The organism is Ligilactobacillus salivarius (assembly GCF_035231985.1).
GTDB lineage: Bacteria > Bacillota > Bacilli > Lactobacillales > Lactobacillaceae > Ligilactobacillus > Ligilactobacillus salivarius.
In genome coordinates, this window is record NZ_CP117983.1 from 386,757 (window position 1) to 401,342 (window position 14,586).

Consider the following 14,586-nt stretch of genomic DNA (forward strand, 5'->3'; position numbering starts at 1 on the left):
TAAAAAAATGTATTATCAATTTTTTTATAAATAGTGCTATAATATGACTGTAAAGAATATAATTTTTTTGGGGGAATTAACACAATGAAGTTATTTTCAAAGTTAAATTTATTAACGTTAGTACTTGGTGGAACTTTGGTTTTGAGTGTACCAATGGTAAAAGCTGATACTACTAATCAACAGAGTACAGCAACTCTTAATATTCAAGATGAGAATACAGATACAACTGCTAAATTATCATTAGACAAAGTACCAAGTTTTCCATTTAATAATGTTAAAGCAGGTACTATTTTTAGTGGTCAATCAGTGGATCAAGGATTGACTAACAATAATAATGTAGTAGTTACTGACACACGTTTAAGCAATATTGGATGGAATTTGGCAGTTACTAATACGACAGCGTTTGTGAATGGTGATAGTAAAATTAATGGTACTATTCAATTTACACCATCAGCATTCCAGTTTAGTGACGGTGCGGCAGAAGGCTGGACTTGGTCTAAAGCACAAACTAGTTTGGAATTACCAAGTAGTGTATCTAATCAAGTAGCAACTTCAACAGGTGCTAAAAAAGGTACAGCAACTTCAACAATTCAACATGCAACTTTGAAATTTAATGGGCATGATGCAATTGTTCCGGGTAGCTACACAGCTAATTTGACATGGAATTTAACTGCAGCAACAAAAGATTCATCAATTGAGAGTGAATAATAATAAATAGATAAGGTATGGTAAGATTGAAAACAAATTCAATAGTAAAACTATTTCTGTGTATTGTACTATGTATTTGTTTTTTCAAGGTACCAAATGTAAGTGCTGATAGTATAGCTAACAACGCGGCTGAATTTACGATAAGTCCTGTATATCCTCGTGAACAAAAGGAGGATGATGCAGGATATTTTGATTTAAATGTAAAAAAATCAACGAAGGTACCTGTAAAAGTAAAAATTTCTAATTTAAATAAAAATCAAGATATAGATTATATTGTAAAAGTTGGAAATGCAATTACAAACAATAATGGGACGATTAATTACACAGATTTTAAAAATAAAAAAGATAAAACTGCAAAATATCAACTTACTGATTTAGTATCAAAGAAAGAATTGAAACAAAAAGTTACGGTAAAAGCAGGAGAAAGTACAGAAGTTATAGTAAATTTAAATGTACCCAAACAAGCTTTTGCTGGGGTAATCGTTGGAGGAATTTATGTAGAACGGTTAACCAATTCTTATGACAATACTAAAAATGGTGTAAATACTAAGAATCATTTTTCTATGACATTACCAGTTGTCATAACTGAACAGGCAAAAGCTAAAAGAATTGCAAAAATGAAGTTAGATAATGTAGTTGTAAAAAAAGGACCAGAAATAACTGCTAAATTACATAATGTAAAGCCAGTAATGTTTGGAAAACTATCGATAGATTCAAAAATAACAAAAAAGAATCGTTCAACGGTATTAGTACATAAGAAAGTAAATAATTATCAAGTAGCTCCTAATTCTAGTTTTGATTATTTAGTTTCTGATAGTAGTAATCAGCTTGGAGCAGGTAAATACACATTAGATATGCATCTGCAGTCAGGAAAAAGAAAATGGCATCTGGTAAAAGATTTTGTAATTACATCAAAACAAGGAGTACCATTGACTAAGCAAACAGGATGGTTAGGTATATCAATGATGCTGTGGATAGTAGTAATAATTTTAATTTTGATTATTGCAAGCCTAGTTGCAGTTATTATGTGGCAGAGAAAAAAATTAAAAAGTTAGTGTGATACAAATGAATACTAAGAGAAAATTACTATTATTTATTTCAGGTATGGCATTAATATTGCTATTTACTATAATGAATACCAATACTGTTAAAGCAGCGGTAACTTGGCCGACAACTTCATTTGCAACTTGGACACAAGGTAGAAGGTTAGATGGAAGTTTAACGAGAAATATATATGGTTTTATAATTAATAAAGATGAAGGTTACTATATAGTTAATTTTAATTATTTATTTTATATCAAACTATGTTATATGATATAATCTATGGTATGAAAGCAAATGAAGTAATGAAATTATTACAAATTAGTCGTTCCACTTTACTAAGATGGCGAAAAGATGGAATTTTAAAAGCTACTAAATTGCCTTCTGGGCAATATGATTGGGACGCTAATTCTGTTTTTAAAATATTAAATAAAGGTGAAGTTCGTGGTGTTTATTTATATGCTAGAGTGTCTACACCTAAACAAAAACAAGACCTTGAAAACCAAATTGAAAACCTGCAAAGTTTTGCGATGAAAAATGGTTATCAAGTTAAAGGTCTATACAAAGATATAGCTAGTGGAATTTCTTTTGAAAGAAGAAAGGAGTTTTTTGAATTATTAGACCTTGTAATTAGTGGTAAAGTATCAAAGGTTATTATCACCTACAAGGATAGATTAAGTCGTGTTGGTTTCGATCTGTTTAAATACTTATTTTCCAAGTATCATACCGAGATAATTGTGATGTCAGAATTAACCGATAAAAAGACAGACCAACAAGAAATATTTGAAGAAATCATTAGCTTGTTGAATGCATTTTCAATGAGAATGTACTCGAGTAGAAGAAAGAAAATTAAAGAAGCTTTGGAAGATAAGGAGGTGAACAAGGATGGTTAAAAAGCAAAAATCAAAGAAGAAAGTCATAAAAACTTTTAAAGAAGTAAGAGCAGAGAAAACGGAAGTTCAATATGAGTATTTGGTGGAAAAGCATATTATTAAATCTAATGATGCACGTTATGCTATTTTAGATAAATACTCTCATCTATCCAATAATATCTACAACCAAGCTCTATATCGTTTTAGACAAGCTTTCTTTAAGGGTAAGTGGCTGAGTTACGAAAAACTAGACAAATCATTTAAACAATCTTTTAATCAAAAGGACTGTATGCTGTATCGTTCTATGAAAAGTGTACATTTAGCTCAACAAATTTTAAAGTTAGTCAATCAAAATATGACTTCTTGGAATAAAGCTCGTAAAGCATATTTAAAGACACCGCAAAAGTTCACTGGCAAGCCTAAAATACCCAAATATAAAACTAAAGGCGGTAAAAATATTGTTATCGTAGATAACCAAACTGCTAAATTAAGAGCTAATGGAATTGTAGAAATACCTGTGATGGATAGCTTGAAAATTAAGTTACAACACAAAGAAACTAATAAAATTCAACAAGTTAGAGTCATTCCTAAAAATAATACTTTTGTAATTGAAATAGTTTATAAAACTAACAAGGTTATTGACTACAAAGAAGATAATGGACGCTATTTAACGATTGACCCAGGACTTGATAATGCTTTTACGTTGGCATCTAATGTTAAAGGATTTAAACCTGTCATTATTAATGGACGTCCTTTAAAGTCAGTCAATCAATACTATAACAAGCAAAAAGCTAGATTAACTAGAATTTATGACTTGTCAAAACAAAATCGTAATACTAAACGTTTAAATAAACTTGATTTTTATCGTAATCAAAAAATGTTAAAATTCGCTCATGAAGCAAGTAAACGCATTGTTGAGATAGCGTTAAGCCATGAGTTAAACACGATTGTTATTGGTAAAAATAAAGGACAAAAACGCTCTAGTAATATGGGAAAACGAATAAATCAAAACTTTATTGGCATTCCACATCAAAAAATGATTGAGATGATTGAATATAAAGCTAATTTAGCAGGGATAGTCGTAATTCAAGCTAACGAAGCTTATACAAGTCAAACCTCATTTTTAGATAATGAATTACCAATTAACCAAAATGGCGATAAAGCTCGTAAACGTAAAGGGTTAAGTCCTGTCAAAAGACGCATTAAACGTGGTTTATTTAAATCGAATAAGGGTATCTTAATTAACGCCGACGTTAATGGAGCGTTACAGATATTAAGAAAAGTAGTACCGAATGCTTTTGCTGACGGTATAGATGGAATCGGATTAGTTCCAGTTAAGCTAAACTTAAATTTCTAATTTAGGAGGCTTACGAACAATTTTCGAAACAAAACACGACTGCCAAACGAGTTGTAAAGTTGTCCACGAGAACTTTTAGAATTAGTCCAAAAGTTTGTAGACTGGTTGACTCTATTAGGTTGAGTGAAGTGTCTTTTTAATTAGTATCATTTGATATGATTTGTTTAAAAAGACTAGAAAATTATTAATCTTAATTGGAATCTCTCACCTGAGACACCGATCATGGCATCGAATTAATCATGAAGAATAATGGAAACTCAATGAAAAAAGAGTTTCCATTATTTTTTTTAGAATGTTTTGCTAAATACTATTTACAATATTCGGTTTTTAGTGTATATTTACATTGTAAGTTAAGTCTAATGTACTTATTTCTTATTAAAACCGAAAGAGGAGAATTATTTTGAAAGATAAAGTTATTTTATACTTTGGCATTGATAAGCACGGTTCTACTATCAAACGTGAAATTTTAGCCGGCTTTACTACATTTATTTCAATGGCCTATATTTTATTTGTTAACCCAACAGTTTTAGGTGCTGCTCATATGGATAAGGGGGCCGTATTTACAGCTACGGCATTAGCTAGTGCCTTTGGATGTTTAATGATGGGACTCTATGCTAAGTATCCTATTGCAACAGCTCCAGGATTGGGTGTTAATGCATTCTTCGCTTATTCAGTTGTTATTGGTATGGGTATTCCATGGCAAACAGCATTAGCTGGCGTATTCGTTGCAGCCATTATTTTCTTATTAATTACAGTATTTAAGTTACGTGAAATGATCATTGACTCTATTCCGCAAGACTTGAAATATGCTATCTCTGCTGGTATTGGTTTATTCATTGCTTTTATCGGTATGAAGAGTGCAGGAATTATCGTTGCTAACAAATCTACATTAGTTGGTTTAGGAACATTCCAAGGTCAAACATGGTTATCAATTATAGGTTTTGTTTTAATGGCAGTATTAATGTTATTAAACGTTCCAGGTGCAATCTTTATCGCTATGCTTGTAGCTGCAATCATTGGTATGGTAACAGGTTTAATTCCAGCACCACATCAATTCATCTCATCTGCTCCAAGTTTAGCACCAACATTTGGTCAAGCAATCAAGCATGTTACAGATATTAATACAATGCAATTAGTCGTAGTTGTAATTACTTTCTTATTGGTAACATTCTTTGATACAGCTGGTACATTAGTTGGTTTAGCACAACAAGCCGGTTTTATGAAAGATAATAAGATGCCTCGTGTAGGTAAGGCTTTACTATCTGACTCCAGTGCTATGTTAGTGGGTTCTGTTTTAGGTACATCTCCAATTGGTGCTTATGTTGAATCATCTGCTGGTATTGCGGTAGGGGGACGTACAGGTTTAACGGCTGTTACAACTGGTGTATTGTTCATCTTAGGTATGTTCTTCTCACCATTGTTAACAGTAGTTACATCATACGTTACAGCACCAGCTTTGATTATGGTAGGTGTTTTAATGGCAGGTAACATGGCACGTATTAGCTGGGATAAGTTGGAAATTGCTATTCCATCATTCGTTATCCTTGCAACTATGCCATTGACATATAGTATCGCTGACGGTATTGCATTAGGTGTTATCTTCTACCCAATCACAATGATTACTGCAAAACGTGGTAAAGAAGTTCCACCTTTGATGTATGTATTATTCTTCGTATTTTTAATCTTCTTATGGATTTTGCAAACAGGCGAATAATTAATTTAAATGAATATTAAAAAGCAGCATTAACTTGATGAATAATCTTGTTAATGCTGTTTTTTTGCTACTAAGATAAGAAATTTGAGTTTTATTTTTTATATGATAAAATTAAAATTAGATTAAAAAATAGAGGGGTGAAATGATGAATAAAGAGAGATTACAATTATTAGCGCATAAAACGATGAATATATATCAAGTAGAAATGCGACAACTACCACAATCTTCGGAATTAATTACAGAATTACCTGTAGAAACGGAAACATTAAATCAATATGAAACTAAGATAGTGGTAAAGGATGAAAATTTACTTTATAGAATTTTTAAGGTTCCTGAAGATAAGAAACTAGGAGTAATGAGTTTTGCAAGTCCGGTTACAATTGGCGGAAATTTTCAATATGGTGTAAATGCGCAAGAACAAACAATTTGCCGAAATAGTTTTCTATACCCAGAGTTAAAGAAGTACCGCAGGACATATTATTATCATAATATTCAAAACCCCAATGATTTTTTATTTAGTCCATATTTAATTTATGCTAGTGATATTAAATTTATTCGCGATGAAAAAGAAGACCAAATCTTGAAAGGAAAGTTTGCTGATGTTGTATCTGTGGCAGCACCTGATGTAACTTCAATGCGAGAAAATAATAAAGTTTTACCGGCAGAAAAGATTGCTGAAGATATATATAATAAAGTTTTAGCAACTTTGCGTGTTTTCAAAAATCATGAAACTAAAGTTTTAATATTAGGTGCTTTTGGTTGTGGTGCATTTGGAAACGATCCACAGATGGTAGCAAAAATATTTAAGCAAGTCCTAGATAGATCAGAGTTCGAGGGCGTATTTGAAGAAATATATTTTGATATTATGAAAAATCCACAAGTCTTGAAAATTTTTGAAAATACTTTGAAAGATTGATGATAAATCTAAAGCATTACTCTGGTTAATATGTTACAATGATTTAGAACTCTAAATTGGTAGATTACTATAATTATAATGATTAAGAGGTTAAATATACCTGCAAATTGATAATATTGAAAGGGAGAGGTTTGAGCATGAAAATGCAATTAGCCGAAGTAGCACGAGCACTCAATATCGAAGCTAAAGAAGAATGGGAAGATATTTCAATTACAAGTGTTTGCTTCGATAGCCGTAAAATCGAGTCTGGTGCTTTGTTTATTCCTTTGGTGGCTGAAAATGATGGTCATAAGTATGTAGAAGCTGCAATCAATGGTGGGGCAGTTGCTACACTATGGCAAGAAGATCATTCTGAAAATATCCCAGATAGTATTGCAGTATTACCTGTTTCTGATACTTTAGTTGCTCTACAACAATTAGGTAAGCATTATTTAATGAAAATTAATCCTAAAGTAGTAGCTATTACAGGAAGTAACGGAAAAACTACAACAAAAGATATGACAGCAGCAGTGTTGGCTACACAGTTCAATGTTCATAAGACTTTTGCTAATTTCAATAATGAAATTGGAGTACCTATGACAATCTTAAGTATGGAACCTAATACAGAAGTTCTAGTAGTAGAAATGGGTATGGATCGTTATGGTCAATTGGATTTTTTGAGTAAATTAGCTGAACCTGATGTTGCAGTAATTACTATGATTGGTGAAGCGCATATAGAATTCTTTGGAACAAGAGATCATATTGCTGACGCTAAGATGGAAATTACACATGGTTTAAAAGAAGATGGAGAATTGGTAATTAATGGTGACGAACCATTATTGACTACGAAAGCTAAAGAAGTTAGTCAAGAAGTACTAACCTTTGGTAGCCTTGATAATAATGATATGCGTGCAATGGATATTGTTAGTGATGCTACTAAGACAAGTTTTAAAGTAGCAACTTGGCCTGAAGTAGATTTCACGATCAATATGATTGGTGCATATAATGTTTTCAATGCTTTAGCAGCTTTAAGTGTGGGTAATATTTATCATATACCAGTAGATAAGATGCAAAAAGCTTTAGCATCATTTGATTTAACAGCCAATCGAACAGAATGGTTAGAAGCTAAAAATGGTGCAAAGATTTTGAGCGATGTATATAATTCAAATCCAACAGCAGTTAAAGAAGTTTTATACGCTTTTGAACAAGTTCCAACTGAAGGAAAGAGAATTATTGTTCTAGGTGATATGCTTGAATTAGGTGAGAAAGCTGCTGAAATGCACAGTGATTTAGCCCAAGCTATTAATCCTGATAGAATAGACAGTGTCTATCTATGTGGAGAACTTATGGGATATTTAGCTGAAAAATTAAGAGAGAAATTTGATGAAACTCAAATTCATCACTATCAAAAAGATGATTTACTAACTTTAACTTCTGATTTAAAAAATGAATTAATGCCTGATGATATTGTTTTATTAAAAGCTAGTCACGGAATTCATTTGGAAAACGTTGTAAGTGAATTAATTTAAGCATTGAATGCCAATCTAGAGTAAATTTATGATGAGAAAGAAGCCTTAATAATGGCTGAACGTTAATAGAAGCCGAATGAATGGTTATGACGCGCAAGACCATTTCGGTTTCTATTGTTTTTAGGAGGAAGAATTTTGAAATTTGGCGAATTAGGATTAGATAAAAGTTTGTTAAAGGCTGTAAAGAGAAGTGGTTTTGAAGAAGCTACTCCTATTCAAGCAGAAACAATACCACTTGTTTTAGCTGGTAATGATGTAATTGGACAAGCACAGACAGGTACCGGTAAAACTGCAGCCTTTGGTTTGCCAGTATTACAACAATTAGATTTGGATTTGAGACAAATTCAAGCAGTAATAATCTCACCAACTCGTGAATTAGCAATTCAAACACAAGAAGAACTTTTTCATTTAGGAAAAGAAAAAAAAGCTAAGGTCCAAGTTGTGTATGGCGGAGCTGACATTAGACGTCAAATTAAGCAACTTGAACAACACACACCACATATTTTAGTAGGAACACCAGGACGATTACTTGATCATATTCAAAGAGGAACAATTAACTTGGCTCATGTTAAACATTTGATTTTAGATGAAGCTGATGAAATGCTAGACATGGGATTCTTGGATGATATTGAAAAGATTATCCAAGCAGTACCAGCTGAACGTCAAACTTTATTATTCTCAGCAACTATGCCTAAAGAAATCTTGAAGATTGGCGAAAAATTTATGGTTAATCCACAAATTGTAAAAATCAAAGCTAAAGAGTTAACAACAGATTTAGTTGATCAATATTTTGTGAAGACAAAAGAATTCGAAAAATTCGATATTATGACTAGATTGATTGATGTTCAAGCTCCTGAATTAACAATCGTTTTTGGTAGAACTAAGCGTCGTGTTGATGAACTTTCTCGAGGTTTAGAAGCACGTGGTTACAATGCAGCTGGCATTCATGGTGATTTGACTCAACAACGTCGTATGAACGTATTACGTAAGTTTAAAAATGGAGATTTGGATATCTTAGTAGCAACTGATGTCGCAGCCCGTGGTTTAGACATCTCAGGAGTTACTCATGTTTACAACTATGATATTCCACAAGATCCGGAAAGTTATGTTCACCGTATTGGTAGAACTGGTCGTGCAGGACACCATGGAACTTCCGTAACATTTGTTACACCTAACGAAATGGATTACCTACGTGTTATCGAGAAATTAACTAAGAAACGCATGGATCCATTGAAGCCACCAACTCAAGATGAAGCATTTATTGGACAAGTTTCAAGTGCTTTAGATGATATTAAAGATTTAATAGCTGATACAGATACAGAACGCTATGAAGCACAAGCACAAGCACTATTGGAACAATATGATGCAGTTGAAGTAGTAGCAGCCTTTTTGAATAATATGACTAAGAAGGATGCTTCTGACGTTCCTGTTAAGATTACACCAGAAAAACCACTGCCTCGCCGTAAAAAAGGTCGTCGTAACGGAAATTATCGTCGCGGTAATGATAACTTTAAGCGTAGTAAGAGATTTAATAAGCACGATAGAAATAATCGTGATAATAAGCGCAGAAGTGGCAAAAAAAATAGATTTACTATTAGAACAAAGAAAGCTTAATTAAGTTTAAGAACTGATGTATACTGGTAAAAAGTATATATCAGTTTTTGTTTACAATAAATTGGTGCAACTTCTTAGATGATTTGGTAAAATAGGTGTGATATTCTGAGGGGTGAGCTAACGATAACTATGATTTATGGAAATGGAATAGATATACAAGAAATAAGGAAAATTCAAAAAGCGCAAGAGAAGCGTGAGAGTTTTGCTAAACGTATACTAACTGTAAATGAGTTAGCTATATTTGAAAAATATAAAGGAAATCGAAAGTATGAATTTTTAGCCGGTCGGTTTTCTGCTAAAGAAGCATTTAGTAAGGCATATGGAACTGGAATTGGAAAAAAGGTTGGTTTTCAAGATATTGAGATTTTAAATGATAGTCAAACTGGAAGACCAGAAATTATAAAATTCCCTGGAGATAATAAATTGCAAGCCAAGATTTCGATTTCTCACTCTGGTGAATATGTAGTTACAGAAGTGATATTAGAAAAATTAACATGGCAGACTAAGATAAAAAAATTCTTAATTAAGCAAAAGTAAGAGAGAAGAAGTGTAGGAATGGTAATTGGAAGACATCGCAATACGCGTGCTATAATTAGCCTAGAAGCAATTAAGCATAATGTAGCAACCCAAATTTCAAAATTAAAGGATGGTCAATCTTTATTTGCAGTAGTTAAAGCAAATGCTTATGGGCACGGAATGATTCCTGTAGCCAAAGCTGCTAAAGAAGCAGGAGCTAACGGCTTTTGTGTGGCTATTATTGATGAGGGAATAGCTTTACGAGAAAGTGGAATAAAAGATCCGATTTTGATCTTAGGTGTAAATCCAGCGAGTGAAGCAGTTTGTATGGCTAAACATGATTTGTCTGTGGCTGTAGGGACTTTAGAATTTTTGACTGAAGCTCAAAAGCTACTTCAAGAAGAAAAACAAAGCTTAAAGATCCACCTAGCATTAGACACAGGTATGGGAAGAATTGGCTTTAGAAATACTGAAGATTTGAAAGAAGCTGTTGATTTTATTGAAAAACATTCTGATCAATTAAAGTGTGAAGGAGTATTTACACATTTTTCAACTGCTGATAGTAAGGACCCAGCATATTTTGAAAAGCAATCTCAAAAGTTTGATGAGTTAGTGGGAGTATTGAAAAAGAAACCAAAATATATTCATCAAGCTAACTCAGCTACAGCTCTATGGCATCCAAATTTTGAAGGAAATCTAGTAAGAATGGGAATTTCAATGTATGGATTAAATCCTTCTGGCGATGTGATTGATGAAACTTGGAATTTAGAGCCAGCATTAAGTTTGGAAAGTGAATTAGTAGCAGTTAAAGAAGTAGAAGCTGGTTCATCCATTGGTTATGGTGCTACCTATACTAGTTCTCAATCAGAATGGATTGGAACTGTGCCAATTGGTTATGCTGATGGTTGGTTAAGAAGAATGCAAGGTTTTAAAGTTTTGATTGATGGTCAATATTGTGAAATTGTCGGTAGAGTTTGTATGGATCAATTTATGGTTAGACTACCTAAAAAGTATGATCTTGGTACAAAAGTAACTTTAATTGGAGAAAATAATGGTAAAGTTATTACAGCTCAAGATGTGGCTAACTATGCCGATACAATTCATTATGAAATTATGTGTAATATAACGGAGAGAGTTCCAAGAATTTACAAGTAGTAGGTAAAAGAATATCTTAATTATAATGTAAGGCGAGGTAATTTTTATGATTAAGAAAAGTGTAAAAGCTATTATTAAAGATAAGAATTTTGTAGAATATTGTAGTTTTTATTCTGTTGACAGCAATGAAGTTGTAAATGATGATAGTTTGATGAATCACATCCAAGAAAACCAGACTAGCTTGGAACAACTGATAGCTGGTTATATGGAAATGGGAGCTTTAAATCAAGAAATTTGTGGTGAATTTTGGAATTGTGAGTGTTCTTCAGATCATGCAGATGAGTTAAAAGAATAGAGTGGAGTCGATGATATGAGTGATTTTGAGGTGAAACGTGGGGATATCTTTTTTGCTGATTTATCACCTGTAGTTGGTTCGGAACAAGGGGGAGTTAGGCCAGTATTAATTATTCAAAATAATATTGGTAATAAATTTAGTCCTACAGTAATAATTGCTGCAATAACTTCAAAAATCTCAAAGCCAAAAATGCCTACACATATAGGATTAGTTGCTAAAGAGGTTGGTTTGGAAAAAGATTCAGTAGTATTACTAGAACAGTTACGAACGATTGATAAGCAAAGATTAAAAGATAAAGTAACACATATAGATGAAAAATTAATGCAGAGAGTCAATAACGCACTGAAAATCAGTGTGGGGTTGGCCTCTATACATAAAAAATGAGGATGATTAATCTTTTATGGTTAATCATCCTCTTATTTATTTTAAAAGAAATTAAGTTGTTCAGGTGGTTTTGGTCCCAAATTATCAAAAGTAATATTTAGAAACTCTTGTAATTTTAAGGCATTAGGAGCAGCATCTTTACCAGAATTATTATTAAAGATTACACAAATTTCTTTAGTATCGCTCTGTAATTTTTGAATTACTTGTTTAAGTTCCAACAACTCATCATCAGAATAGCGATACAATGTACGTTTGGCACGCCAATTTTTTCCGGGATTTTCCCAACCTTCAATGTTACGCCCATGTAATCTGAAAAATGTTAGATCAGGATTAGTTATAACTGGGAGAAAAGGAACCGAAGAGTCTAGACGAGATGGTTCATCAGCAATAACTAAAGTAAAACCTAATTCTCGACAAAAATTAACTAATTTTTTAGTATCGTTATACCAACTTTTATGTCTAAATTCCAGAGAAATAGAAATATTTGGCAATTTCTGCCTTAAATAACGTAAATAATTAGTACTTTTCTTGTTTAAAGTAAAGTACGGCGGAAATTGAAATAGTACAGTTTTTAATTGATTTTTGTCTATTAAAGGTTGTAAACTCTCCAGAAAGTTATGAAAAGTTAAATTAATGTGCTGAATATCACTTTGTTCATGTAAGGTTAGAACTTTGTTAGCTTTGACAACAAATTGAAAAGATTCAGGAACTTGAGCCTGCCAATTTTCAACAGTGGAAATTCTAGGAATGCCATAGAAAAATGTATCTAATTCTACTGTTGGAAAGTAAGCAGAATATTCGGAAAGTGTAACCGGACGATCTTCATTGTGAATCAAAGCAGGATGTTCATTCCAAGTTGTTAGACCTAATGTTATCAAATAATCACATTCTTTACTTAATTATTATTAAATAGACTAGCCAATTTAGCAGCCATTTCAGGATCAAGATTATCAGCGAAAGTACTGCTACTTTCTTCTTTTTCTTGCTTCTCTAGTTTTTTATTGATTTCAAATTGGTGTTTTAAAGCATCAATTACAGCTTGTTCTCCCGTTTCAACAGGATTGAATTCTAAGGTGCCACCAGCTGAATCTGAGTGGCCACCACCATTAAAATATTTTTCAGAGAAGGAAGCAACATCTAACTTACCGTTACTACGTAAGGAAATACTGCGATTGTCTATTACTAGTGCGGCATCGACTGGATGATTCTTTAATAAAGCATGAGCAATTTCAGACTTATAATCACTAGCATAAACAATTCCAAAACTGTGGCCATCAAGTTCAAAGGTAAGCACACTTTTGAGGTGTTTATCTAAATAACGTTGTCTTCTACCATTCAAGGTATTAATCAAAAGACTGTTGTTTTGACGGTATTGTTCCCAACTAGTCCCAAAGACTTCAGTGACAAACATTTCTGAACGACTTAATGGATAGAACCAGAATAATTGGTTTAATTCATCAGCAGCTAAACGTGTAGCACTGTCCATGTTAGGATCATTTTTCCAATCCCATGTATCATAAGCGCGGATAAGTTCTACTAAGTAATGTAAGTCATTTTGACGTTTACTAGGAATATTACTGAAATTAACATTTTGACTTACCCAATCCCAGACTAAACTTGTTGCGCTAGGATTAATATCTGTATTAGTAGGTATAATACAGTTTTGACGATATTTTTGGCGAAGTTTTTCTTTACTCTCATGGTGATCAAAAATTAACCAATGATTTGGAAAATGTTGTTCAAGTTGTTGGAATGAGTAGTCACTATCAGGTGTCATGTCAGCGATGAAAATATCGGTATATTGGTGTAATGAAGGTTGACGAAACCAGTAAGATAACTCTCTATCTAAATTTCCAGCTGAACAAGTAGTTAGGTCAAAGGTAGCATTTTTAAATAAGTATGGTTGAAGTGTTTTAAGTAAAACTGGAGCACCAAAACCATCTAAATCATTATGAGAAAAAATTTTAATATGTTGTTTGTTTACCAAAGTAAGTCTCCCCCTAAATTAAGATACCATTACAGTGATCTATTTCGTGTTGGATAATCTGTGCATTAAAGCTTTCAAAAGTAGCATGAACTTTTTGAAAAGATTGGTTCAAGTAGCTAACTTCAATCTTATTAAAACGAGTGGTTTCACGTTCACCAGTTAAAGAAAGACAACCCTCAGAAGTAGAATATTTTTGAGATTTTTTAGTTATTACTGGATTAATCATAGCAACAATTAAAGGACCGAATTGACACGCAATAATACATTTATTTTTACCAATCATGTTAGCGGCCATGCCAACACAATGATCACGATGATAGGTTAAAGTATCAACTAAATCTTGAACGATTGCTATATCATTTTTTGAAGCAGGTGTACTTTTTTTAGAAAGAATTTTAACATCGTGATTTATATCTCTTATCATGAGTAAACCCCATTTCTAGCGTATTTCTATTTTATTATAGCAAAAGTTGGGTTATATTGGTTAAAGAAAAGTAAACGGCATATAAGAGGTTAGAT

The 14,586-nt window shown here is 32.5% G+C and carries 16 protein-coding genes; 13 read left to right on the forward strand and 3 right to left on the reverse strand.

The features are described 5' to 3' along the window. Positions 1-84: 84 nt before the first annotated feature. From PTA89_RS01575 to PTA89_RS01635, 13 genes are all read left to right on the forward strand, one after another. Positions 85-708: a WxL domain-containing protein gene (locus tag PTA89_RS01575; RefSeq protein WP_324177287.1), complete on the forward strand. Its 624-nt coding sequence runs from the start codon at positions 85-87 to the stop codon at positions 706-708. 17 nt (positions 709-725) lie between these two features. After that, complete coding sequence (locus PTA89_RS01580) at positions 726-1,763, forward strand: DUF916 and DUF3324 domain-containing protein (RefSeq protein WP_324177288.1); 1,038 nt, start codon at positions 726-728, stop codon at positions 1,761-1,763. Positions 1,764-1,773: 10 nt separating this feature from the next. Further along, positions 1,774-2,028 carry a hypothetical protein gene (locus PTA89_RS01585; RefSeq protein WP_223657469.1) on the forward strand — a complete coding sequence of 85 codons (255 nt, stop codon included), beginning with the start codon at positions 1,774-1,776 and terminating at the stop codon, positions 2,026-2,028. Positions 2,029-2,036: 8 nt separating this feature from the next. Beyond that, complete coding sequence (locus PTA89_RS01590; RefSeq protein WP_101898091.1) at positions 2,037-2,642, forward strand: IS607 family transposase; 606 nt, start codon at positions 2,037-2,039, stop codon at positions 2,640-2,642. Further along, positions 2,635-3,978, forward strand: coding sequence for an RNA-guided endonuclease InsQ/TnpB family protein (locus tag PTA89_RS01595; protein WP_113896079.1), 1,344 nt, complete (start codon positions 2,635-2,637; stop codon positions 3,976-3,978). Before PTA89_RS01590 ends, PTA89_RS01595 begins: the two co-directional genes overlap by 8 nt. 400 nt (positions 3,979-4,378) lie before the next feature. After that, positions 4,379-5,692 carry an NCS2 family permease gene (locus PTA89_RS01600; RefSeq protein WP_003710749.1) on the forward strand — a complete coding sequence of 438 codons (1,314 nt, stop codon included), beginning with the start codon at positions 4,379-4,381 and terminating at the stop codon, positions 5,690-5,692. A gap of 142 nt (positions 5,693-5,834) precedes the next feature. Further along, positions 5,835-6,608 carry a TIGR02452 family protein gene (locus PTA89_RS01605; RefSeq protein WP_324177289.1) on the forward strand — a complete coding sequence of 258 codons (774 nt, stop codon included), beginning with the start codon at positions 5,835-5,837 and terminating at the stop codon, positions 6,606-6,608. Positions 6,609-6,745: 137 nt separating this feature from the next. Beyond that, positions 6,746-8,116: a UDP-N-acetylmuramoyl-tripeptide--D-alanyl-D-alanine ligase gene (locus tag PTA89_RS01610; RefSeq protein WP_003699588.1), complete on the forward strand. Its 1,371-nt coding sequence runs from the start codon at positions 6,746-6,748 to the stop codon at positions 8,114-8,116. Between the two features lie 135 nt (positions 8,117-8,251). Beyond that, positions 8,252-9,730: a DEAD/DEAH box helicase gene (locus tag PTA89_RS01615; protein ID WP_324177290.1), complete on the forward strand. Its 1,479-nt coding sequence runs from the start codon at positions 8,252-8,254 to the stop codon at positions 9,728-9,730. Between the two features lie 129 nt (positions 9,731-9,859). Continuing rightward, positions 9,860-10,267, forward strand: coding sequence for a holo-ACP synthase (gene acpS / locus PTA89_RS01620; protein WP_283473643.1), 408 nt, complete (start codon positions 9,860-9,862; stop codon positions 10,265-10,267). Between the two features lie 18 nt (positions 10,268-10,285). Beyond that, positions 10,286-11,401: an alanine racemase gene (gene alr / locus PTA89_RS01625; RefSeq protein ID WP_003699584.1), complete on the forward strand. Its 1,116-nt coding sequence runs from the start codon at positions 10,286-10,288 to the stop codon at positions 11,399-11,401. A gap of 46 nt (positions 11,402-11,447) precedes the next feature. Then, positions 11,448-11,696 (forward strand): hypothetical protein, encoded by a 249-nt coding sequence (locus PTA89_RS01630; protein WP_003699582.1) that lies wholly within the window; start codon positions 11,448-11,450, stop codon positions 11,694-11,696. Positions 11,697-11,711: 15 nt separating this feature from the next. Beyond that, positions 11,712-12,080, forward strand: a complete 369-nt coding sequence (locus tag PTA89_RS01635; protein ID WP_003699581.1) for a type II toxin-antitoxin system PemK/MazF family toxin — start codon at positions 11,712-11,714, stop codon at positions 12,078-12,080. Positions 12,081-12,121: 41 nt separating this feature from the next. Here PTA89_RS01635 and PTA89_RS01640 read toward each other — a convergent pair whose 3' ends face one another. From PTA89_RS01640 to PTA89_RS01650, 3 genes are read right to left on the reverse strand one after another with little or no spacing between them, the layout of a single operon-like run. Further along, complete coding sequence (locus PTA89_RS01640; RefSeq protein WP_069468639.1) at positions 12,122-12,958, reverse strand: DUF72 domain-containing protein; 837 nt, start codon at positions 12,956-12,958, stop codon at positions 12,122-12,124. Between the two features lie 17 nt (positions 12,959-12,975). Then, positions 12,976-14,067 (reverse strand): phosphoesterase, encoded by a 1,092-nt coding sequence (locus PTA89_RS01645; RefSeq protein ID WP_324177291.1) that lies wholly within the window; start codon positions 14,065-14,067, stop codon positions 12,976-12,978. A gap of 13 nt (positions 14,068-14,080) precedes the next feature. Next, positions 14,081-14,491 (reverse strand): peptide deformylase, encoded by a 411-nt coding sequence (locus tag PTA89_RS01650; protein WP_324177292.1) that lies wholly within the window; start codon positions 14,489-14,491, stop codon positions 14,081-14,083. Positions 14,492-14,586: the final 95 nt, after the last annotated feature.

Coding starts and splice junctions, on each gene's coding strand:
- PTA89_RS01580 (WP_324177288.1), top strand. CDS start 726: ATGGTAAGATTGAAAACAAATTCAATAGTAAAACTATTTCTGTGTATT.
- acpS (WP_283473643.1), top strand. CDS start 9,860: ATGATTTATGGAAATGGAATAGATATACAAGAAATAAGGAAAATTCAA.
- alr (WP_003699584.1), top strand. CDS start 10,286: ATGGTAATTGGAAGACATCGCAATACGCGTGCTATAATTAGCCTAGAA.
- PTA89_RS01610 (WP_003699588.1), top strand. CDS start 6,746: ATGAAAATGCAATTAGCCGAAGTAGCACGAGCACTCAATATCGAAGCT.
- PTA89_RS01590 (WP_101898091.1), top strand. CDS start 2,037: ATGAAAGCAAATGAAGTAATGAAATTATTACAAATTAGTCGTTCCACT.
- PTA89_RS01605 (WP_324177289.1), top strand. CDS start 5,835: ATGATGAATAAAGAGAGATTACAATTATTAGCGCATAAAACGATGAAT.
- PTA89_RS01635 (WP_003699581.1), top strand. CDS start 11,712: ATGAGTGATTTTGAGGTGAAACGTGGGGATATCTTTTTTGCTGATTTA.
- PTA89_RS01650 (WP_324177292.1), bottom strand. CDS start 14,491: ATGATAAGAGATATAAATCACGATGTTAAAATTCTTTCTAAAAAAAGT.
- PTA89_RS01630 (WP_003699582.1), top strand. CDS start 11,448: ATGATTAAGAAAAGTGTAAAAGCTATTATTAAAGATAAGAATTTTGTA.
- PTA89_RS01575 (WP_324177287.1), top strand. CDS start 85: ATGAAGTTATTTTCAAAGTTAAATTTATTAACGTTAGTACTTGGTGGA.
- PTA89_RS01595 (WP_113896079.1), top strand. CDS start 2,635: ATGGTTAAAAAGCAAAAATCAAAGAAGAAAGTCATAAAAACTTTTAAA.
- PTA89_RS01585 (WP_223657469.1), top strand. CDS start 1,774: ATGAATACTAAGAGAAAATTACTATTATTTATTTCAGGTATGGCATTA.